The sequence below is a fragment of the Litorivita pollutaquae genome (assembly GCF_003205515.1).
In the GTDB taxonomy this organism is placed as follows: Bacteria; Pseudomonadota; Alphaproteobacteria; order Rhodobacterales; family Rhodobacteraceae; genus Litorivita; species Litorivita pollutaquae.
The window spans coordinates 76,663-99,094 of sequence record NZ_KZ826486.1; the positions used below are offsets into that span (position 1 = coordinate 76,663).

The 22,432-nt window shown below is 59.0% G+C and carries 20 protein-coding genes; 11 read left to right on the top strand and 9 right to left on the bottom strand.

Going from position 1 to position 22,432, the window contains the following annotated elements; all coding sequences use genetic code 11:
- Positions 1-25: 25 nt before the first annotated feature.
- The 5 genes from DI396_RS11485 to DI396_RS11505 all read left to right on the top strand — a co-directional run bounded on the left by DI396_RS11485 (position 26) and on the right by DI396_RS11505 (position 3,731).
- Positions 26-871 (top strand): SDR family NAD(P)-dependent oxidoreductase, encoded by an 846-nt coding sequence (locus DI396_RS11485; RefSeq protein ID WP_110796364.1) that lies wholly within the window; start codon positions 26-28, stop codon positions 869-871.
- A 167-nt stretch (positions 872-1,038) separates the two neighbouring features.
- Complete coding sequence (locus DI396_RS11490; protein ID WP_110796365.1) at positions 1,039-1,245, top strand: twin transmembrane helix small protein; 207 nt, start codon at positions 1,039-1,041, stop codon at positions 1,243-1,245.
- 3 nt (positions 1,246-1,248) lie between these two features.
- Positions 1,249-1,821, top strand: a complete 573-nt coding sequence (locus tag DI396_RS11495) for a cob(I)yrinic acid a,c-diamide adenosyltransferase (RefSeq protein ID WP_110796366.1) — start codon at positions 1,249-1,251, stop codon at positions 1,819-1,821.
- 231 nt (positions 1,822-2,052) lie between these two features.
- A complete protein-coding gene (locus DI396_RS11500; protein WP_110796367.1) occupies positions 2,053-2,811 on the top strand; it encodes an electron transfer flavoprotein subunit beta/FixA family protein in 759 nt (252 codons plus the stop codon).
- Positions 2,811-3,731 (top strand): electron transfer flavoprotein subunit alpha/FixB family protein, encoded by a 921-nt coding sequence (locus DI396_RS11505; protein ID WP_110796368.1) that lies wholly within the window; start codon positions 2,811-2,813, stop codon positions 3,729-3,731. The genes DI396_RS11500 and DI396_RS11505 overlap by 1 nt, the downstream gene beginning before the upstream one ends.
- Before the next feature lie 95 nt (positions 3,732-3,826).
- On the opposite strand, the gene DI396_RS11510 is transcribed toward DI396_RS11505, so the two are convergent.
- The gene (locus DI396_RS11510; RefSeq protein ID WP_110796369.1) at positions 3,827-4,657 is read right to left on the bottom strand and encodes a DUF6473 family protein; all 831 of its coding nucleotides are present in this window, start codon (positions 4,655-4,657) and stop codon (positions 3,827-3,829) included.
- Positions 4,658-4,842: 185 nt separating this feature from the next.
- On the opposite strand from DI396_RS11510, the gene DI396_RS11515 reads away from it, so the two are divergent.
- Complete coding sequence (locus tag DI396_RS11515; RefSeq protein WP_110796370.1) at positions 4,843-5,718, top strand: 3-hydroxybutyryl-CoA dehydrogenase; 876 nt, start codon at positions 4,843-4,845, stop codon at positions 5,716-5,718.
- A 200-nt stretch (positions 5,719-5,918) separates the two neighbouring features.
- Here the strand turns inward: DI396_RS11515 and DI396_RS11520 are convergent, their stop codons facing one another.
- The 6 genes from DI396_RS11520 to DI396_RS11545 form a co-directional block, all read right to left on the bottom strand.
- Positions 5,919-6,269, bottom strand: a complete 351-nt coding sequence (locus tag DI396_RS11520) for an H-type lectin domain-containing protein (protein ID WP_110796371.1) — start codon at positions 6,267-6,269, stop codon at positions 5,919-5,921.
- A gap of 176 nt (positions 6,270-6,445) precedes the next feature.
- Positions 6,446-6,871, bottom strand: coding sequence for a F0F1 ATP synthase subunit epsilon (locus DI396_RS11525; protein ID WP_110796372.1), 426 nt, complete (start codon positions 6,869-6,871; stop codon positions 6,446-6,448).
- Between the two features lie 11 nt (positions 6,872-6,882).
- Positions 6,883-8,304, bottom strand: coding sequence for a F0F1 ATP synthase subunit beta (atpD, locus tag DI396_RS11530; protein WP_110796373.1), 1,422 nt, complete (start codon positions 8,302-8,304; stop codon positions 6,883-6,885).
- Positions 8,305-8,321: 17 nt separating this feature from the next.
- Positions 8,322-9,197, bottom strand: a complete 876-nt coding sequence (locus DI396_RS11535; protein ID WP_110796374.1) for a F0F1 ATP synthase subunit gamma — start codon at positions 9,195-9,197, stop codon at positions 8,322-8,324.
- A 14-nt stretch (positions 9,198-9,211) separates the two neighbouring features.
- Complete coding sequence (gene atpA, locus DI396_RS11540; protein ID WP_110796375.1) at positions 9,212-10,750, bottom strand: F0F1 ATP synthase subunit alpha; 1,539 nt, start codon at positions 10,748-10,750, stop codon at positions 9,212-9,214.
- Entirely contained in the window at positions 10,751-11,311 is a 561-nt protein-coding gene (locus DI396_RS11545; RefSeq protein ID WP_110796462.1) for a F0F1 ATP synthase subunit delta, read from the bottom strand.
- A gap of 562 nt (positions 11,312-11,873) precedes the next feature.
- Between DI396_RS11545 and DI396_RS11550 the strand changes: the two genes are divergently transcribed.
- Positions 11,874-13,019, top strand: coding sequence for a hypothetical protein (locus DI396_RS11550; RefSeq protein WP_110796376.1), 1,146 nt, complete (start codon positions 11,874-11,876; stop codon positions 13,017-13,019).
- Between the two features lie 501 nt (positions 13,020-13,520).
- Complete coding sequence (locus tag DI396_RS11555) at positions 13,521-15,293, top strand: hypothetical protein (RefSeq protein ID WP_110796377.1); 1,773 nt, start codon at positions 13,521-13,523, stop codon at positions 15,291-15,293.
- A gap of 301 nt (positions 15,294-15,594) precedes the next feature.
- On the opposite strand, the gene DI396_RS11560 is transcribed toward DI396_RS11555, so the two are convergent.
- Positions 15,595-16,335 (bottom strand): class I SAM-dependent methyltransferase, encoded by a 741-nt coding sequence (locus DI396_RS11560; protein ID WP_110796378.1) that lies wholly within the window; start codon positions 16,333-16,335, stop codon positions 15,595-15,597.
- Positions 16,336-16,408: 73 nt separating this feature from the next.
- On the opposite strand from DI396_RS11560, the gene gloB reads away from it, so the two are divergent.
- The 3 genes from gloB (at position 16,409) to DI396_RS11575 (ending at position 20,771) form a co-directional block, all read left to right on the top strand.
- Complete coding sequence (gene gloB / locus DI396_RS11565) at positions 16,409-17,176, top strand: hydroxyacylglutathione hydrolase (protein WP_110796379.1); 768 nt, start codon at positions 16,409-16,411, stop codon at positions 17,174-17,176.
- Positions 17,177-17,478: 302 nt separating this feature from the next.
- A complete protein-coding gene (clpA, locus tag DI396_RS11570; RefSeq protein WP_110796380.1) occupies positions 17,479-19,806 on the top strand; it encodes an ATP-dependent Clp protease ATP-binding subunit ClpA in 2,328 nt (775 codons plus the stop codon).
- A 92-nt stretch (positions 19,807-19,898) separates the two neighbouring features.
- Positions 19,899-20,771 carry a M23 family metallopeptidase gene (locus tag DI396_RS11575; RefSeq protein ID WP_235851847.1) on the top strand — a complete coding sequence of 291 codons (873 nt, stop codon included), beginning with the start codon at positions 19,899-19,901 and terminating at the stop codon, positions 20,769-20,771.
- Positions 20,772-20,789: 18 nt separating this feature from the next.
- On the opposite strand, the gene DI396_RS11580 is transcribed toward DI396_RS11575, so the two are convergent.
- Positions 20,790-22,430 (bottom strand): peptidoglycan -binding protein, encoded by a 1,641-nt coding sequence (locus DI396_RS11580; protein WP_110796382.1) that lies wholly within the window; start codon positions 22,428-22,430, stop codon positions 20,790-20,792.
- Positions 22,431-22,432 lie beyond the last annotated feature (2 nt).

The window sequence follows — 22,432 nt, forward strand, 5'->3', positions numbered from 1 at the left end:
CATTCCGCGCCATATCATCAAAACGATGACAACACCTGCTGCTGCCCCCCGCTCCATCCTGATCACCGGCTGCTCGACCGGCATCGGATATGATGCCGCCCAAGGCCTACGCGCCCGTGGCTGGCGAGTCTTTGCGGCGGCCCGCAATCCTGAAGACGTGACGCGGCTCGCCGCCGAAGGCTTTGAGGCGCTGCAGCTCGACTATGCCGACAGCCACAGCATCCGCGCCGCCGTCGAAACCGTTACCCGCGCAACCGGCGGCAAGCTTGATGCTCTTTTCAATAACGGCGCTTTCGCCATACCGGGGGCCGCCGAAGACCTCAGCCGCGATGCCCTACGCCATATATTCGAGACCAATCTCTTTGGCTGGCACGAACTGACCTGCGACGTCCTCCCCATCATGCGCGCCCAAGGCCACGGCCGGATCATCAACTGTTCTTCGGTGCTCGGCCTCGTCGCCGCCCCGTGGCGCGGCGCGTATAATTCCACCAAATTTGCCCTCGAAGGGCTAACCGATACACTCCGCCTCGAAATGCGCGATACGTCGATCGAGGTGATCCTGATCGAACCCGGCCCGATCACCTCGGAGTTCCGCAAAAACGCCGCCAAGCAATTCGAGCGCTGGGTCGATTGGAAATCCTCCGCCCGCGCCGCGCAATATGAGGGCGCGCTGATCAATCGCCTCTATCGTGACACCGGCCCCGATACATTCGAACTGCCCGCAAACGCAGTCACCGCCAAACTCGCCCGCGCTCTGGATGCCAAACGCCCGCGTGCGCGGTATTACGTCACCACGCCGACCTACCTGATGGCCACGCTCAAACGCCTCACCCCCACCCGTGCTCTCGACTGGCTGCTGGCGAAAGGCTAGGCGCCGCGCCCTTTCTGCTTTCTCCAAATATCCCCGCCGGAGGCACCTGCGACGCGCCACACGAACCATGGAACCGGCAAATTCGCCCCGCGTCCAAATATCCAATTCGCTTTTCGCTCGATCCACGCTACATCTGTCCCACATTGCGCGACACACGGAGATGCCCCATGAAAGACGACCCCCTCTTTATTCTTGTGGCAGTCGCCTGCCTTACCGTGGTCGGCATCCTGATGGTCGGCATCGGCGGCTTCGCCAAGGGTGGCGAATTCAACCGCAAACACGCCAATAAAGTCATGCGATTGCGCATTGTAGCGCAGTTTATCGCCATCATATTGATCCTTATCTTTGTCTATTTCCGCCGCACCGGAGGCTGATCCATGGTCGTTATCAACAAAATCTACACCCGTACCGGAGACGCCGGCACCACCGCTCTTGGCAATGGTAGCCGTGTTGAAAAACACGCGGCCCGCGTCGCCGCCTATGGCACCGTTGACGAAACCAACGCGACCCTCGGCCTTGCGCGCCTGCATGCGGAGGGCGATATGGATGAGGCTCTCGCGCGCATCCAGAACGACCTCTTCGATCTTGGCGCGGACCTCTGCCGCCCTGACATGGATGAAGATGCCAATGCCGACTACCCGCCGCTGCGCATCGCTCAATCGCAAGTCGACCGGTTGGAGCAGGAAATCGATGCCATGAGCAAGATGCTCGAACCGCTGCGCAGCTTTATCTTGCCCGGCGGCACGCCCTTGGCCGCACATCTGCATCTATGCCGGACAGTGAGCCGCCGCGCCGAACGCCTGGCCACCGAATTGGCCACCGAGGCATCAATCAACCCCGCCGCTGTGAAATATCTCAATCGCCTGTCCGATTGGTTTTTTGCCGCTGGCCGGGTTGCCAACAATGGTGGCAAGGATGATGTGCTTTGGGTGCCCGGCGCCAACCGGTAACGCCCTGCCCCTGCGCCCTTTGCACTGATATCGCTCGGCAAATCGATTCCCGTCGCATAATTCCGTATCGCGGAATAAACGCCGGCGTTTAAGGGTGAAAAACGCGACATCAACAGCCGAAAAGCCGTATTTTTCCCTGTTTCCCCACTGCGCAAGAATATATCAACGCGACCATACTGGCGTGCCCGAATCTGGCGCGCCCTTTTAAAACCCCAAAGGGAGACCACGCTCATGAAGGTGTTAGTGCCTGTCAAACGTGTGATCGACTATAACGTGAAAGTGCGCGTCAAAGCGGACGGAAGCGGCGTCGATCTCGCCAACGTCAAAATGTCGATGAACCCCTTCGACGAGATTGCTGTCGAAGAAGCCATCCGCCTGAAAGAGGCCGGTAAGGCCGACGAAATCGTTGTGGTTTCGGTTGGCGTCAAGCAAGCGCAAGAAACCCTGCGCACGGCTTTGGCAATGGGCGCGGATCGGGCGATCCTCGTGGTTGCCGCCGATGACGTCCATCAGGACATCGAACCTTTGGCCGTGGCCAAGATCCTCAAAGGTGTGATCGACGCCGAGGACGCTGGCCTTGTCATCGCGGGCAAGCAAGCCATCGACAACGACATGAATGCTACGGGCCAAATGCTCGCGGCGCTCACCGGTTGGGGTCAGGCGACATTCGCATCCGAAGTCGAGATTGACGGCGATGCGGCAAAAGTCACCCGCGAAGTCGACGGCGGCCTGCAAACCATTTCGGTCAAGCTGCCCGCCATCATCACCGCCGATTTGCGCCTCAACGAGCCGCGCTATGCCTCTTTGCCGAACATCATGAAAGCAAAGAAAAAACCGCTCGAAGAAAAGACCGCTGCCGATTACGGCGTCGACACCACGCCGCGCCTCGAAGTCGTCAAAACCACCGAGCCTGCGTCGCGCACGGCCGGCGAAATGGTTGAATCGGTTGACGCGTTGATCGCGAAACTCAAAGAAAAAGGAGCTATCTAATGGCTGTTCTTCTTCTCGCAGAAGTCTCCGGCGGCGCATTGGCACTCGATGCCACCGCAAAAGCCGTCACCGCAGGCAAGGCGCTTGGGGATGTGACCGTTTTGGTCGCGGGTCCGTCTGCTGCTGGCGATGAGGCCGCAAAAATCGACGGCGTCTCCAAGGTTTTGGTCGCGGATGATGCGCTATATGCCAACGGTCTGGCCGAACCCGTTTCGGATTTGATCGTCTCGCTCGCGGGCGATTATGAGCACATCATCGCGCCCTCGACAGCCTCGGCCAAAAACATCCTGCCGCGCGTTGCCGCATTGCTGGATGTGATGGTTTTGTCGGATGTGACCGCCATCGTCGACGGCGCCACCTTCGAGCGCCCGATCTACGCCGGTAACGCGATCCAAACCGTGAAATCTTCGGATGCGAAAAAAGTTCTCACCGTGCGCACATCGACATTCGATGCCGCAGGGGAAGGTGGCTCGGCCGCCGTGGACACCGTCGCAGCCGCAGCCGATCCCGCCCTGTCGTCGCATGTCGAAGACAAAGTTGCCGCCTCGGATCGTCCCGAGCTGACCTCGGCCGGTATCATTGTTTCCGGTGGTCGCGGCCTCGGTTCCGAAGAAAACTTCGCCTTGATCGAAGGTCTCGCGGACAAGCTGAACGCGGCGGTTGGTGCCTCGCGTGCAGCGGTTGATTCGGGCTATGCGCCAAACGATCTGCAAGTCGGTCAGACCGGCAAAGTCGTCGCGCCGGATCTCTACATCGCCGTCGGCATCTCTGGCGCGATCCAGCACTTGGCCGGTATGAAAGACAGCAAGATCATCGTCGCAATCAACAAAGACGAAGAAGCGCCGATCTTCCAGGTTGCAGACTACGGCCTCGTTGCCGATCTGTTCGACGCCATCCCCGAGTTGACCGAAAAGCTGTAAACCATACGCAGCGTTGCAATAGAAAAGGCCCGCCTTACCCCAAGGCGGGCCTTTTTATGTGTCCATGTGTCGCGCCACCACTTAGGCGAAGCACCCTAGCCGCCAATCATCGCGCCCAATACCGGCGCGAGCGCCGCCGCCGCCTCTGCATGGCCTTTGGGTCCAATCATTTGCGCTGCGGCGGGGGCTTCCATCTGGCTATATTTCATTCCTTCTGTCCCAACCGCCATAGCTGCGTCGCTGGCTGTAACCTCGACGATTTCAGTGACCAAGGGGCGCAAGGTCTCGATCATCTCACGCGTCACATAGAGCGGATCGCTCGCCAGATCATCATCGACGGGCGCATCCGGTTGATGATCCGCAAACCACAACAAAACCGTCTTTCCGCCGATCTTGCTCAAAAGCATTTTCATCCGCGCGACCCAAGCGTTTTGCAATTCCTCGCGCACCATAACGTACCGCTCCGGCGATAGCTTACGCAACGCGCGCAGCATGTGCCGCGTGAAATGAAACTCGGTAAAATCCACCTCACGGAACACCGTACGCATCAAAGCACTGGCTTGTAAAAACCGGTCATTGCGGCGCGGATGGACGGCGTAGAATCGGTTCGACATGTTGTGGGCGCCCACGACCTGCACCACGGTTGCCCGCGCGTTGTCCGCCGCTTCCAGCACCATTGCATCAGACGAGAACACATCCACACCGGCGTTCAACCAGCCAAAATTGACGCAGGGCAGGTTCAGCTGCCGCTCCACCAATGCTGGGAACGGCGTTTCAATAAACTTGCCGTAGGTCTCAGAGCCGCCCAAAAAAGCCACATAGTCGCCTTCAAGCCGACGCTTCGGTCCGCGAAAAAGCAGTTTCGATTTCCCGTAACGACACGGAAAGTAGTCCAAGGCCCCTTCGCCCAATGTTTCAAAGGTCATTTACACCCACCTCATGTTTTCACCCCAGCCCGACCTTGCCGTTGCCATGTTACCAAGGCCCTAAAGTCCGATTTTGATATAAAACCGCATGGCCCACCGGAATGACCCGTCATCACACGCACTTGCGCCCCCGCGCCGCGCCGCCTATCTTTCGAAATAGCATCGACAATAGAGGCGGCATTTTCATGGAAATCCAATCAGTTGGCGTCATCGGCGCGGGTCAAATGGGCAACGGAATCGCCCATGTCATGGCGCTCGCGGGCTATGATGTCTTGATGACGGATATCTCGGAAGATGCATTAAAAGGTGCAATTGAAACGATTTCGTCCAATTTGGACCGGCAGGTCGGGCGCGGGAAAGTCTCGGATCAGGACCGGAATGCCGCGATGGACCGGATCAAAACGACGACGACACTGATTGATTTGGGGGCTTGCGATCTGATTATCGAGGCCGCGACCGAGCGCGAAACTGTCAAACAGGCGATTTTTGACGAATTGCTGCCACATCTGACCCCCACCACGATTCTGACATCCAATACCTCGTCAATCTCGATCACACGGCTGGCCAGTCGCACCGATAGGCCGGAGAAATTCATGGGCTTCCACTTCATGAACCCGGTGCCGGTGATGCAACTGGTCGAATTGATCCGCGGCATCGCCACGGACGAGGAAACCTATGACGCCTGCCGTAGGGTGGTTGAGCGGCTCGGCAAAACCTCCGCCGCTGCCGAAGATTTTCCCGCCTTCATCGTCAACCGTATCTTGATGCCGATGATCAACGAGGCCGTCTATACGCTTTACGAGGGCGTCGGTTCGGTGAAATCCATCGACAGTTCAATGAAGCTGGGTGCCAATCATCCGATGGGACCACTCGAATTGGCGGATTTTATCGGCCTCGACACCTGCCTTGCGATCATGAATGTGCTGCACGACGGGTTGGCGGACACCAAATACCGCCCCTGCCCGCTACTCACCAAATATGTCGAAGCCGGGTGGCTGGGCCGAAAATCGGGCCGCGGCTTTTATGACTATCGCGGCGAAACCCCGGTACCAACGCGGTAAACGGCGGCGCGGGCATCATGCTACAGATCGCGGCCGGACCGCACGAACCAAAGGCTGCACCCCCGCGTCCCTGACGCGTAGCGGAAAAATCAGCGGCGTGTCTTAGCCTTCTCTAGATATGTCTGCACAAGCACGGTCGTACGCGCTGCGCCGCAGTTCCGTCGCCCGCCATAGCCCCTCTCCTGCACCGCATAGACCGTTCAATACAGCTTCCAGTCGTCCTCATGGCCCAAAGCGCCCATCGCCATCCACCGCACCCGCGCCCGCGCCACACGGGTATCGCCCCATGTACGAAACACGATCTCAAATCCGGTTTGGGTGATGTTCTCCGCCGTCGTATCCGCGCGGGCATTGGTGGCGCTGTCCATGTCCCACATTGACAAGGCGCAATGCACCATGGGCGGCTCCAGAAAAGCCTCTGAAAACTGCACTTTTTTGCGGCGTTCACGCGGGCCTGTTCCGGTCCACATGTCGCCGCCGTCCTCAAATTCCGAGAACAGTATATTGTCACCTTGATCCATGCCGATCCGGTGGCTGTCCAAACGCTTCATTCTGCCGCGCTTCCAAATCTATGTCTGCCTGTCGCTGAAAACAGGTCTAACGTATTGCGAATTAACAGGGTGATAAAATAAAACTCAGGCAAGAATTTGACGCCTGCAGATACGAAAAAGCCCCGCAGTTGGCGGGGCTCTCTCATCATTTCACATATCCCGCCAAGCGGCGTGGATCAATTCGCCGACAGACCGATGTGGTCGCCCATGGCCACCATATCCGCCAGAAGCTTGGCCGCGTCATCGACGGGGCCGGGCTCGTTGACAAAGACTTCCTTCGCCTGCGCATGGGCTTGGCGCGCTGCGGTCACCATCTCGTCCATATGCGCCTGTGTGACCTCCTCACGGGGGATCGCACGTTCGGCCAGAACGGTAATACCGTCCGCGCCGATTTGGGCAAAACCGCCCGTGACAACAAAGGATGCCGCACCAGCCGGACCGTCGATCGACAGCAGGCCAGGACGCAAGGTGGTGATGGTCGGGGCATGATTGGCCATGGCCGTCATGTCCCCGTCAGCGCCGGGAATTTGAACCTGTGTGACCTCAAGCGACGCAACGCTCCGCTCAGGGCTCACCAGATCGAATTGCACGGTATCAGCCATAAGGCCCCCCTTTAAGCAGCGTCAGCCGCCATTTTCTCGGCTTTGGCGATCACTTCGTCGATGCCGCCAACCATGTAGAAGGCGCCTTCGGGCAGGTGATCGTATTCGCCAGCCACAACGGCTTTGAACGACGCGATGGTATCCTCGAGCGGAACCTGCACACCGTCAGAACCGGTGAAGACCTTTGCAACGTCAAACGGCTGCGACAAGAAGCGTTCGATCTTACGCGCACGCGCCACGGCGAGTTTGTCATCTTCCGACAATTCGTCCATGCCGAGAATGGCGATGATATCTTGCAACGATTTGTAACGCTGCAGAACCTGTTGAACGTCTGTCGCAACTTTGTAGTGCTCGTCGCCGATGATCAGCGGGTCAAGCAAACGCGACGTCGAGCCAAGCGGATCAACCGCAGGATAGATGCCTTTTTCCGAGATCGAGCGGTCAAGAACCGTTGTCGCATCAAGGTGAGCAAACGATGTGGCCGGCGCAGGGTCGGTCAAGTCATCCGCAGGAACATACACGGCCTGAACCGATGTAATCGAACCGGATTTGGTGGAGGAGATACGTTCCTGCATCGCGCCCATATCGGTTGCCAATGTCGGCTGGTAACCCACAGCGGAAGGAATACGGCCAAGCAAAGCCGAAACTTCCGAACCCGCTTGGGTAAAGCGGAAGATGTTGTCGACGAAGAACAAAACGTCCGATCCGGTGTCGTCACGGAACTGTTCCGCCAGCGACAGGCCGGTCAAAGCAATCCGCATCCGCGCTCCGGGAGGCTCGTTCATCTGGCCGTAGACCAGAGCAATTTTCGACTCTTCGAGGTTATCAGGAACGATAACGCCGGATTCGATCATCTCGTGGTAAAGGTCGTTGCCTTCACGGGTCCGCTCGCCAACACCGGCGAACACGGACACGCCCGAGTGCACTTTGGCGATGTTGTTGATCAATTCCATGATCAAAACGGTTTTACCAACGCCGGCACCGCCGAAGAGGCCAATTTTACCACCCTTGGTGTAAGGCGCGAGAAGGTCGATGACCTTGATGCCTGTCACGAGGATTTCGGTTGCGGTCGACTGTTGGTCGAAGGCAGGCGCCTCGCCGTGGATCGGGCGGCGGCTTTCCGAATTCACGGGGCCTTTTTCGTCCACCGGATCACCGGTCACGTTCATGATGCGGCCAAGGGTCGCTTTGCCGACGGGCACAGAAATCTGCGCGTCGGTGTCGGTCACGTCTTGACCGCGCACGAGGCCTTCGGTTGCATCCATAGCGATTGCACGAACCGTGTTTTCACCAAGGTGCTGTGCCACTTCAAGCACAAGCTCCTTGCCGTTGTTGTCGGTGGTCAGAGCGTTCAGGATCGCCGGCAGCGAATCGCTGAACTGCACGTCGACCACGGCGCCGATCACCTGCGTGATTTTGCCAATATTAGCCATTGTTTGTCTCCGTCCTCTTAGAGCGCCTCAGCGCCCGAGATAATTTCGATAAGCTCGTTGGTGATGACCGCCTGACGCGAGCGGTTATACTGGATCGTCAGTTTGTCGATCATCTCGCCCGCGTTGCGTGTGGCGTTATCCATTGCAGACATACGCGCCCCTTGCTCGGACGCCGCGTTTTCCAGCAAAGCGCTGAAAATTTGCGTGGCGACACCGCGCGGCAGCAGATCGGCCAAAATGGCCTCTTCGCTGGGCTCGTAGTCATAGAGCGTGGCCGCACCGGCCTCCTCATCCGCTTCATAAGCGGCGGGGATAACTTGCTGTGCGGTCGGGATCTGTGTGACGACGTTCACGAATTTCGCATAGAAAATCGTGGCGACGTCAAACTCACCCGCGTCAAAGCGCGACAGGATGTCTTGAGCGATACCTTGGGCATTGTCGTAGCCGAGACGCTTCACGTCCGACAAATCGACATGGCCAACAAACAGATCACCCAGGTCGCGGCGAATTGCGTCGCGGCCCTTTTTGCCCACGGTCAAGATTTTGACAGTCTTGCCTTGAGCCACCAGTTCCTGCGCTTTGGCACGCGCCAATTTGCTGATGTTCCCGTTGAAACCACCGCAAAGACCGCGTTCGGCGGTCATCACGACAAGCAGATGCACCTGATCGCTGCCGGTGCCCGACAACAATTTTGGCGCCGAATCCGATCCACCAACCGAGGCCGCCAGACCGCCCAGAACCGCGTTGAAACGCGCGGTGTAAGGACGGGACTGTTCAGCAGCCTCCTGCGCGCGGCGAAGTTTCGCCGCGGCAACCATTTGCATGGCTTTGGTGATCTTACGGGTGTTTTTCACACTCGCGATCCGGTTTTTAAGGTCCTTGAGATTTGGCATTGCCTCACCTCCCCTTAAGCGAAGTCAGCGGCGAATTCGTCGAGCGCGGCTTTCACTTTATCTGCGGCTTCGCCTTTGATCTTGGGATCCTCATCGGTGATCCACTTGAGCAAATCGGCGTGCTTCCCGCGCAGATGCGCCAGCATGCCAGCTTCAAAGCGGCCAACATCCGAAACCGCGACTTTGTCGAGGTAACCGTTGGTGCCTGCGAAGATGACGCAAACGATTTCTGCGTTGGTCAGCGGCGAATACTGCGGCTGTTTCATCAGCTCGGTCAGACGCGCACCACGGTTGAGCAATGCTTGGGTCGAGGCGTCCAGATCGGAACCGAACTGAGCAAAGGCTGCCATCTCGCGATATTGCGCAAGCGACAGCTTCACCGGACCGGCAACCGAGGACATCGCCTTGGTCTGGGCAGAGGAGCCAACGCGCGACACCGACAGACCGGTGTTCACAGCAGGGCGGATACCTTGGTAGAAGAGTTCGGTTTCGAGGAAGATCTGGCCATCGGTGATCGAAATCACGTTGGTCGGAATAAACGCCGAAACGTCACCGCCTTGGGTTTCGATGATCGGCAGCGCCGTCAAGGAGCCCGCACCGAAGTCTTCGTTCAACTTTGCCGAACGTTCGAGCAAACGCGAGTGAAGATAGAAAACGTCACCAGGATAGGCTTCACGTCCGGGCGGACGACGCAGCAAAAGCGACATCTGGCGATAGGACACAGCTTGCTTGGAAAGGTCATCATAGATGATCAAAGCGTGGCGGCCGTTGTCACGGAAATATTCCGCCATCGCAGTCGCGGCATAGGGCGCCATGAACTGCATCGGTGCGGGGTCCGATGCCGTCGCGGCCACAACGGTCGTGTATTCGATCGCGCCGCTTTCTTCGAGCTTCTTCACCAACTGGGCAACGGTCGAACGCTTTTGGCCGATCGCAACATAGATGCAGTAGAGCTTTTTGCTCTCATCATCGCCAGCCGCTTCGTTGTAGGATTTCTGGTTCAGGATCGCATCCAGAGCCACAGCGGTTTTGCCGGTCTGACGGTCACCAATGATAAGCTCACGCTGGCCACGGCCAACGGGGATCATCGCATCCACAGATTTGAGGCCCGTTGCCATCGGCTCGTGTACCGATTTACGCGGGATAATGCCCGGTGCCTTGCAATCCGCGATCCGGCGCTCGGCCGCCTCGATCGGACCTTTGCCGTCCAGCGGGTTCCCAAGACCGTCCACGACGCGACCCAACAGGGCATCGCCTGCGGGCGCATCCACGATCGAGTTGGTGCGTTTGACAACGTCACCTTCTTTAATGGCGCTATCGGACCCGAAGATAACAACACCAACGTTGTCAGATTCAAGGTTAAGCGCCATCCCGCGGATACCACCGGGGAATTCGACCATTTCACCGGCCTGCACGTTATCAAGACCGTGCACACGTGCGATACCATCGCCAACGGACAGCACGCGGCCGACCTCGGCAACTTCGGCGTCTTTGCCAAAGTTTTTGATCTGGTCCTTCAGGATCGCAGAAATCTCTGCAGCTTGGATACCCATTTATCCGACCTCTTTCATTGCATTCTGGAGGGAGTTGAGGCGCGAGCGGATCGACGTATCGACCATCTTCGAACCCACTTTAACAACAAGACCGCCGATGAGGCTCTCATCCACGGTCGCTTTGATGGAAACGTCTTTGCCGACATTGCTGGCCAACACTTTGGACAATTTGTCCGACTGCGTTTTGGTCAACGCCTTGGCCGAAATGACCTCTGCAGTGACTTCGCCTTTGTCCGCTGCAATGGCTTCGCGCAGGGCGACAAGCAAAGCAGGCAGAACAAACAAGCGGCGTTTCGTCGCCATCAGTCGCAGCGTGTTGCCCATCATTGGCGACAGCTTCATCTGTTTGGCAATCGCGGCAATCGCACCTTCCTGCTCGTCGCGCGTGTAAACGGGCGACGAGATCAGGTCAGCAAGATCGGCGCTGGTGGCAAGAGCCTCTTCAAGAGCACTTACATCGCTCTCGACGGCTTTCACCTTATTTGTTTCTTTGGCCAGGTCAAAAACGGCCGTGGCATAGCGTGCGGCAATGCCGGAGGAGATCGCAGCTGGTTCGGACACGTCCACCCTTCCGAATATCTGGCCTCGGTTTGACAGGACCCGTCTGGGGCCATCCGAGGGCGTTTTGGATGCCTTGAGCGTTTTCAAAGCTTAGAAATCGGCGTGGGTGTAGCAGAGCAATTCCTTCCTAGCAACCCGCTCAGAATTGATTGTATGCAAATGAATACCTTTTATTTTCAATTGATTACCCCAAGTGCGGCGCTTTGCGACGCCTGATCGGGAAATAAAAAGTCACAAAATCGGGACTTTTTGCGATTCCCTTGCACCTTTGAAGCGCAAAACCGGAGGTTTACGCCGCAATCCATGTTAGCGCCACCATGGGGCCGGTCGGACCTCAAACCCGCTTTTTCGGCCCTCCAAACGGCTGCCGCGCATCGTCGGACTTGGGTGTTAATTGTTGGCAGGCACCGCCCATCTCGCGCGCTCTGCGCCGTCGGGGACACAAATTAACCTTTCGGCAAGATATCGCCCCTTTTGCGCCCTCTAGTTGTCACGCTTTGCTTTCAAGAACGGAATTGAAATGGTTAACGCTTTATGAAGAAGCGACAGCGGAGACACGAACATGCTGATGCGACAGTCCTCTTTTCCATCCCTGAGCGCCCTGACCGGCGCACTCACCGGCCGCCTTGGCCGCCGCACCTCGCCCGAAGATACACACATGCCGGAAACGTCCCGCGACGATGCCGGTGATCTCGTCCTTGAGAATGCGGATGGCACTCAATCTTATGCCCACGCTCCGCGGGATGCGGCCATAGAGGCCGATGCCGCGCTGCTTTCTGCGCTGCGTTCAAAAATCGATGAAGGTCGCCCATTGATTCGCACGGGCCGCAGCGCCAGCCACAGCGTCGATCAACCCGCCACGCCCGTTGAGGCAACGCCCTCAGAAACCGACAATACCTTCGCGCCGTCTGCACCTGTAACCCCGCGCCGCGCGCGGCGCGCCACAGACGCGGCCACCCAACCGGCGCCCTCGACACGTCGCCCCGCAGAAGCTGCGTTAGACTTGGCGGAATTTGCCACTCACGCGGTGCCCACTGATGATATTTCTGCGGTGCAATCCAATACCGCAACCGAATCCGCTGTCGCAGCTTTGATGATCACGGATGCCGACACGATGGTCTTTAACGCCCCCGAAGACCGTCGCCGCACGCCGCTGCATCCGGCCACTCCCGCTCCCGATCCGGCACCCGCAACCGACACAGCCACGCCGGACACCGCAGAGCAACACGGGGCGCAAAACACCGACAACGAAGACGATATGCTCGAGAGTGAAGAAGATGCCGTCCTCTTGGGCCGCTGCGCCGCGCTGGCCACTCGCGCCACGCAAATCCATGCTGCCGCCCTCCCCGAAGCCACGCACGACAGTGACGCTGCCCCGATCCGCGCAGCGCTACCGACAGAGCCGCAGGTTATCCCCGAAACCCCGACGCCTGCCGCACTGTCCCTGCACCACGGCGCGGGCATCGGTGCGCCCGATGACGTGATCAACGGCTTCGCTCCCGAGCACGAAATTCTGTTGATTGAGCTGACCGAGGGTCGCTCCGTCCCGCGCATCAGCTTTCGCCCACACCCCGAAGGTCTCTATACCGATGTCGTATTGCTGCAAGACGGCGTCATTCCCGCCCGCCGTGTGATCCGCGTCACCGGTCAACATGATCTCAAACGCGTCGACCTCGCCTTCAGCATCACGGCCCGTCTCGCGGCCTAATTCTGGTCCCTTTTAGGGTCCGGTCGATCAAGCCAATCAGGATGCAGGGCCGAGACAGGGTGAAATCCGGCGCAATACCACGGCTGCGCCAGCCGCCATGCCGGGGCCGATGGCCCCATAGGCCAGTGTTTCGATAATAGAGCGGGTTTCCACAGGCCCAATAGAACAACGATTTTCCTGTAGGCAATACATGTGGGCGTCGCCCTTTCGCTCCTCGCCGGTCACTGCGCCCAGCGCATTCGAGCCGACACCGCCGCCCCAACGCCGCCGCCTGACACCACCTCAAGTCCGGCGCGCCCTTGCGCCCGTGCGCAGTCCTTATCTCGGACAGAATCAGTCATCCCGCCGCCGTAAACTCTGCCCGTTGGCATGCGATTCGCGAAACAATCTCGCTCTAAGTCAATGATTGTTGCACCCCAACCCCACCAATACCCGCATAAATTGACCACCCCATCCCCCAACGCTATCTAGAGTTAACCATGTTTAGCGGGAGTTTCGGGGATGATATTGACGGTTTTCTATGCCTTGGTCGGATCAATGGCCCTCGGAATTCTGTATGATATTGCCGATGATTCCGGCGACAACGAAGCCGAAGAGAACGAGGCCGAAGAGGTGGATGAAACGCCAGAGCTTCCGCCGTCCGAACCGCCGGAGATTGACACCATCACCGGCACCCCCGGTGCGGATACCCTCACCGCATCGGATGATGAGGTCGCCTTTGGCGGCGATGGCGACGATACCATGATTGCAGAAGGCACCGGCACAGTCGTCGGCGGCGCCGGCAATGATATGCTCACCGCATCGGCCAATGGCGAAGCAATTGGCAGCACCGGATCGGATACGCTGATAGGCGCCGGGGATTCCACCCTGTCCGGCGGATTTGGCAGCGATATCATGACCTTGACCGGCAACGCTTTTGGCGAGGGAGAAGAGGGCAGCGACACCCTCACCGCCAGCGGCACCGCATTGGCCAAAGGTGACGCCGGTAGCGATACGCTGATCTTGTCGGACCAATCGGTTGGGAAAGGCGGTCTGGACGATGACTCCCTCGCGGCGAGCGGCAACGCAACTGCGCTTGGCAACGGTGGTGCCGACCTGATCCTCGGGGTGCAGAACACCGAACTGGAAGGCGGCGACGGCGACGACACCCTTGCCTATCAGGGCAGCACCATCGCGGCGGCACATGCCTATGCCACCGGCGGCGAGGGCGCGGATACATTTGTTGTCGGTTTGACCGGAGCCGAAGACATGCTGAGCGATTGGACCGGTGCAGACGGTCTACCGGCCGTGGATGGTGCAATCTTCGAGATCACCGATTTCAACGCCGCAGAAGATACGGTGCTTATCGATGCCTTTGCCTCGGCAGACGGTGACATTGCTGTCATCAGCGAATTGACCACCACCAGCAACGAGGCCAACACCCGTGTTGATGTGCTGTTGACCGCCACCAATGCCACTGGTGATGAGGTTGGGTCGCTGACGGTGCGCTTTACCAATATCGTCGCCGCAGATTTTGACGTCGAAACCGCTATCGGGTTTGTCACCAGCACCGAGGATGCTTTGGCCGCCGATGCGCCCGATACCTTCACCGTGCCGATCACCCCACAAACCCTGACCGAAGGCGATGACACCGCCACGATCACGGCATCCACGCTGCTCGATGCGGGTGCGGGGAATGACAATATCACATGGACCGAAGGTGTTGGCGGCATCGTCGATCTGGGCGATGGCAATGATACCATCACCGCCGGCGAAGCCAACGTCGTGATCGACACAGGCGCAGGCGATGACGCGATCACCACCGCAGGCGGCGCGGTGATCGATCCGGGCACCGGCACCGATGCGGTCACCTTGAACCTGACCGCCTCCACCGCGCCGGTCACATTGGCCTTTAGCGAAGAGGCAGACACCCTGACCGTCAATCTGGCGGCGGATGCTGCGGTGGATTACTATCAAGTGACGGTGGTTTCATCCGAAACCGTGACGGACGCAGGCTCCGGTGATCCGCTCAGCTTCAATCAAACCGGCACGGTTTACTTCCTGCACAAACCTGCCGGCACCGGATTGACCCAAGAAGGATTCCTTGCCGACTTTGGCGGCGGCACGATTATGGCAACGGTTGATCTGGGGCTAACGACCGGGGTTGCCGATGGCGCGGGCGGCTTTATCGTCTCGGACGCGTTGAACGACAGCCTGAATTTGACCGTCAATGGCACGTTGGCCGACACGCTGACGATCCCGCTCAACACCATGACGTCGAGCCCCTCGACCTAAACCGTTATCAGGAAGAAACCGAAAGCACGCGCTCATACACGGGCACGCGCTTTATGTGCCATCCCGGCCCCGTGTGCCCGGTCATCGTGCGCCCAGATTGCGGCGACCGGGGTGCGGCCGCGCCGGGCGCCATATAGATTTCCCGCAACACGCCCTGCGTTCACTAAGATGGCCTCATAACGGCCAAGCTCGACCATTGGTGTGTTTGCCCCGAGGGTAGGCGCGCAATGGTTGGTCGGAGACCTAAAACGCACTGCGCCATATGCGCGCCAATCCTGCGCGCCGCTCTGCCAGACCACCGCTAGATCGGCTTCGCTTCTGGTTTGGGCGCCAAGGCACCCAGCGGCTTGCGAACCGCCTCGCGCAACCCCGGCCCGACCGGCGAATGCACCCGTTTTGTCGCCTCGACCATCAACACACCGCCCGACAGCACCATCGACAAGGTCCCGCCGACGCTCTCCCACATCGGCGCGGTCTTGCGCCAGAACCGCCGGTGCGACGGCGGTTGATACAATGTGCTCAAATGCCGTTCCGGCAAAAAATTGTGCCGCTTAAGCTGGGTTTCCAATTGCCCCTGACTGTAGGGGCGCCCAAACCCGAACGGCGTCCGATCCGACCGCGACCAAAGTCCGGCGCGATGCGGCACGATAAACAACGCCCGCCCCCCCGGTCCAAGCACCCGCCAGCATTCTTCAAGCAGGTCCGAAGGGCGGTCCGACGTTTCCAACCCGTGCAGTAACACCAATTTGTCCACCCGTCCGGTTTCCAATGGCCAAAGGGTTTCCTCGCTCAGCACCGATACATTGGGTTGCCCCGCAGGCCACGGCATCACCCCCTGCGGCGCAGGCATCAAGGCCACAACACGGCGCGCCTGTGCGAGGTAAGGGCGCAAGAGTGGTACGGAGAACCCGAACCCCACCACGGTTTGCCCCTTGGCCTCGGGCCAGAGACGCAACATATGATCGCGCACAGTCTTTTGGGCTGCGCGGCCCAGATGGCTGCGGTAGTAAAAGTTGCGCAGGTCTTGAACATCAAGATGCATTGCAGGCAGGCTCCGGATCGGTCACGTTGAGCATAGATTTGTGCAAAGCATAGCAACAGGGAGATAAAATGCCATGCCTCTTGAGATCGTCACCATCCCCTGTCTTAAGGACAATTATGCCTATCTTCTGCATGACGCCAATAGCGGCCAGACCGCCGTGGTGGATGTGCCCGATGCCGCGCCGATCCGCGAAGAATTGCGTGCCCGGGGCTGGCGTTTAACCCACATTTTTCTCACCCATCACCATTGGGATCATATCGACGGCGTTGCGCCATTGCTCGAAACCGACCCCGCGCAAGTTATAGGTGCCGCCGCAGACGTCCATCGTTTGCCCGCGCTTGATACCGCCGTATCCGAAGGCGACCGGTTGCGTTTTGGCGGCGAAGAGGTCCGGATTATCGACGTCTCCGGCCATACGCTTGGCCATATAGCCTTTTACCTGCCGGCCAGTGCCGCATTATTCAGTGCCGACAGCCTGATGGCCTTGGGATGCGGGCGCCTCTTCGAAGGCACACCGGTACAGATGTATGAAAGCCTCGGCAAAATGGCCGCGCTACCGCCCGAAACCATGGTCTATTCCGGACATGAATATACCCAAAGCAACGCCGGATTCGCCCGCACAGTTGATCCCGACAACATTGCTCTGCAACAGCGTCGCAAAGATATCGACGCCGCCCGCGCCAAAGGCGCCTTCACCGTTCCGTCGAGCTTGGCCCTCGAGCTTGCGACCAATCCGTTCTTGCGCTGTGATGATCCGGCGCTTGCACGGGCCATCGGGATGGAAGGCGCGGCACCCGCCGACATCTTCACCGAATTGCGTGCCCGCAAGGATAAATTCTAACTCCCCTAGGCAAAGCCGCACCGCGCGCCCATGTCAAAGCCTTCGGGCCACGCCCTATCACCTGCCAAAACCTGCCAAGCACCACCCGTTCACTCCCGCTCTATGCAACGAACGCGCTCTTGCCCCTGCGGCAACGCAACCGCCTAGGGTGCATAATCACGGCAAATACGACCCTAATCACGAATTGTGATCAGAAAATTCGAAAAAGCACTTGAAGCAGCGCCGCAATCGACCAAACTTTAAGACTATCAGGCCATGGTTGGTGCCAACATCGCCCCAACCCAGATCAGAAGGAGCACACAGTGCCTTCATTCTCGAACACACTGGAACAGGCAATCCACGCCGCGCTGGCGCTTGCGAATGCCCGTAGCCATGAATTTGCCACCCTCGAGCATCTTTTGCTCGCCCTGCTCGACGAGCCCGAAGCGGCCAAGGTCATGAAGGCCTGTAGCGTCGATGTGGATGATTTGCGACGGACTTTGGTGGAGTTTATCGACGAGGATCTGGCCAATCTCGTCACCGATATCGACGGATCGGAATCCGTGCCGACCGCCGCCTTCCAACGGGTCATTCAACGCGCCGCCATCCATGTGCAAAGTTCCGGCCGCACAGAGGTCACCGGCGCGAATGTTCTGGTTGCAATCTTTGCAGAGCGCGAAAGCAACGCGGCCTATTTCTTGCAAGAACAAGACATGACCCGTTACGACGCGGTCAATTACATTGCCCATGGCGTTGCCAAAGATCCCGCTTACGGCGAACCGCGCCCGATTTCGGGTGCCAGCGACGAGGCCGACCACGACAGCACCGCAACCGAGGCCACAGAAGCCAAGGAAAGCGCGCTTGGGAAATACTGTGTCGATCTCAATGAAAAAGCCCGCCAAGGCGATGTCGATCCGTTGATCGGCCGCTCCGGCGAGGTAGAACGCTGCATTCAAGTGCTGTGCCGCCGCCGCAAGAACAACCCGCTCTTGGTCGGTGATCCCGGCGTTGGGAAAACCGCCATTGCCGAAGGTCTTGCCCGCAAAATCGTCGCAGGCGAAACTCCTGATGTTCTGTCGGAAACCACCATTTTCTCGCTCGATATGGGCGCGCTTTTGGCCGGCACCCGTTATCGCGGCGATTTCGAAGAACGCCTCAAAGCCGTGGTCACTGAACTCGAAGACCACCCCGATGCGGTGCTGTTCATCGACGAAATTCATACCGTGATTGGTGCCGGCGCCACGTCTGGCGGCGCGATGGATGCCTCGAACCTTTTGAAGCCCGCTTTGCAGGGCGGCAAACTGCGCTGCATGGGTTCGACCACCTATAAAGAATTCCGCCAGCATTTCGAAAAGGACCGCGCACTTAGCCGCCGGTTCCAGAAAATCGACGTCAGTGAACCAAGCGTCGAGGATGCAGTCAAAATTCTGCGCGGCATTCAACCCTATTTCGAGGAGCATCACGCGGTGAAATTCACCAATGATGCGATCAAAACGGCGGTGGAATTGGCCGCGCGTTACATTCACGACCGCAAATTGCCTGACAAAGCCATCGACGTGATCGACGAGGCCGGTGCCGCACAACGGCTGGTGCCCGAAAGCAAACGCCGCAAAACCCTTGGCGTCAAAGAGATCGAAGCCGTGGTTGCGAAAATTGCCCGCATCCCGCCAAAGAACGTCTCGAAAGACGATGCCGAAGTGCTCAAGGATCTGGAAAAATCGCTCAAACGCGTGGTCTTTGGACAGGACGCAGCCATCGATTCGCTGTCTTCCGCGATCAAACTGGCCCGTGCCGGTCTGCGCGAGCCGGAAAAACCCATTGGCAATTATCTCTTTGCCGGCCCAACTGGCGTGGGTAAAACCGAAGTGGCCAAACAATTGGCTGATGTCCTCGGGGTTGAACTGCTGCGCTTTGACATGTCGGAATACATGGAGAAGCACGCTGTCTCGCGCCTGATCGGTGCGCCTCCCGGCTATGTCGGGTTTGACCAAGGTGGCATGTTGACGGACCGTGTGGACGAGCATCCGCATTGCGTGCTGCTCCTCGACGAGATGGAAAAAGCCCACCCCGATGTCTACAATATCCTGCTGCAGGTGATGGACAACGGCAAGCTAACCGACCACAATGGCCGCACGGTGGATTTCCGCAATGTGATCTTGATCATGACCTCCAATGCCGGTGCCACAGAGCAAGCCAAAGAGGCCATCGGGTTTAACCGTGACCGCCGCGAGGGCGAGGATACCGCAGCCATTGAACGCACGTTCACGCCGGAATTCCGCAACCGTCTGGACGCGGTCGTCTCCTTTGCGCCGCTGCCCAAAGACACGATCTTGCAAGTGGTCGAGAAATTTGTGCTGCAACTCGAAGCGCAATTGATGGACCGCAATGTCACCATCGAGCTGACCCGCCCTGCCGCCGAATGGTTGGCCGACAAAGGGTACGACAGCAAGATGGGCGCGCGCCCCTTGGGCCGAGTGATCCAAGAGCACATCAAAAAGCCGCTGGCCGAAGAATTGCTGTTCGGGAAGCTCGCCAAGGGCGGTGTGGTCAAAGTCGGCGTCAAGGATGGCAAAATCGACCTCAAGATCGAAGGGCCGAAAAAGGGCCGCATCTCGTCGAGCAAAAAACCGCCCCTACTCACCGCCGATTGATGCGGTTCGCACGATATATTGCTTTGCTACTATCCTCCGCAGCGCCCGCCGTTGCGGAGGATTTTTCACTTTCCTGGCCTGTCGAATGCACTTTGGGCGACACCTGTTTCATCCAGCATTATGTTGATGATGACCCCTCCGGCGCGGCCTCGGATTACACCTGCGGAAAATCCACCTACAACGCCCACAAAGGCACTGACATCCGCCTGCGCAGCCGAAAAGACATGGAGGCGGGCGTGAAGGTTCTGGCCGCTGCCGATGGGGTGGTGCTGGGCCTGCGCGACGGAATGGACGACGTGGCCCTCAACCACGCCAATGAAGCCGATATCAAAGACAAGGAATGCGGCAACGGGGTCGTGATCCGCCATGCCGGCGGATGGGACACGCAATATTGCCACATGAAGCGTGGCACGATTTCTGTGACCAAGGGCGCGCGGGTCACCGCCGGCACCCCCTTGGGCGAAATCGGTCTCAGCGGACGCACCCAATTCCCGCATTTGCATATCTCGGTGCGCAAAAACGGCGCGCAGGTCGATCCCTTTGATCCCGACGGTCAAATCACCTGTGGCACGCCCTCACAGGAGAGCCTGTGGGACATCGACATTCCCTATTCTGCCGGCGGCGTGCTTGCGGCGGGGTTCTCCCCTACCGTGCCCAGTTTTGATACCATCAAAGCCGGAACCGCCGATCAACCCCTTGCCCCCGACGCCGCTGCCATTGTGTTCTGGACCTATGCCTTTGGCGGTCAACGGGGGGATATATTGCGGATGATCATCACCGGACCGGCGGGCGAAATCATCCGCCACGACGCCGTGTTGGAAAAAGACCAGGCCCAGTTTTTCAGGGCCACCGGCAAAAAACTGCGCGCGCGGCAGTGGCCATCAGGACAGTATGACGGCACGGCAGTTTTGCTCCGCAAGGACGCGATGATCGGGCAAAGCGCCGCGACATTCACCCTGCCCTAAAAACCGGCGGATACGCCCCTACTTCTCGGTAAGTTTCAATTCGATCCGGCGGTTCTGCGCCCGTGCGGCGGGGGTATTGGCGCGGTTCACCGGTTGGAATTCACCAAACCCGTTGGCCGAAAGCCGGTCCGGCGCGATACCCAAATCGCCGGACATATAGCGCACCACGGACAAGGCCCGTGCTTGGCTTAGCTCCCAATTGTCGGCAAATTCGCCCGTGCCAGAGAGGGGCACGTTATCGGTATGGCCGTCCACACGGATCACCCAATCGATTCCGCTTGGAATGTCACCGGCGACATTGCGCAAAATGCGCGCAACCTTGGCGATTTCACGTTGACCCTGTGCCGATAGCTCCGCCGCACCGGGCGGGAACAGAACTTCGGAGGAAAACACGAATCTATCCCCAACGATTTTCACACCCTCTTGCGCTCCCAATACCTCGCGCATCCGGCCAAAAAACTCGGAACGGTATTTCGCCAGATCCCGGGTTTCCGCCTCCAGTCTCTTGCGCTCTGCGGCTTCCAATTCGGCGCGCTTGCGTTCCTCGGCGGCCACACGGGCCAAGGCCGCATTCAAATCCGAACCCAGAGATTGCAACTGCACCTGTGCCGCAGCGTCGCGGGATTTCGCATCGTCCAAAAGCGCCTGAAGGCTCGACAATTGTCCACGCAGCGCTGCGACCTGCTGATTGAGCAAAGCTTGCTGGCGTTGCGCTTCCGCCGACTTTTCCCGTTCGTCGGACAAGGCCGCATTCGCCGCCGCCAAAAGCCCCGCGCGGCGCTCGGCATCGGTCAACTCCGAGGTCTGTGCCTCCTCCAAGGCATCCCGCGCCGCTTCCGCTGCGGCCAAAAGCGTCAGGGTTTCTTCGGCCTTGGCCCGTTGATTTTCAAGCGCCAAAGTCATCGCGGTGAGTTCCGCGTCAGCGTTTTCAAGTCGTTCGCGCAACCTTTGGGCTGCAGCGGCTTCTGCCAAACGCGCCCCTTCTTCAGCTTCAAGTTTTGATGTTGCTGCGGTCAATTCTGTCTGCTGCGCCGCAAGTTCCGCCTCGCCCGCTGCCAGATCCGCCCTCAGCTCCGCCGCCATGGCCTCAAGCGCCGCGCGCTTGGCCTCGGCCAACCGCAAGGCTTCGGCACGAGCATCCGCCTCCAATTGCGCGGCATCGCGGCTGTCTTCCACCTCGGCGATCCGCGCCCGCAAATCACCGGCCAATTCGCTCGCAGCGGCAACATCTCCCTGCAACACTGCGCGCTCTGCGATCAAGGCCGCCACCTGCGCCTCGAAATTGGTGATTTGCGCCGTGGCCGAATCCAATGCCGCCGCCTGTGCTGCCCCTTCCCCGCGCAATGTCGCGATCAACGTGGCTTGCTCTGCCGCTTGCCCCTGTGCACGCGCCAAGGTCGCCGACAATTCGCCCAGACGATCTTCAAGGGCCCCCGCGCGTCGTTGCTCCAACCCGAGCGCCCGCGACAGGGCCGCGACCTCGTCTGAAAAAGCATCAAGCTGGCTTTCCTGCCCGCTGATCGTCTCGCGCAGGACCGATTGCACCCCCATAAAAATCGTCAACACGAAGACCAGAACCAATAACAGCCCGGTCATCGCATCGACAAATCCGGGCCAGATCGGCGCAGGCTCGCGAACCGCGCGGCGCGACAGAGCCATAG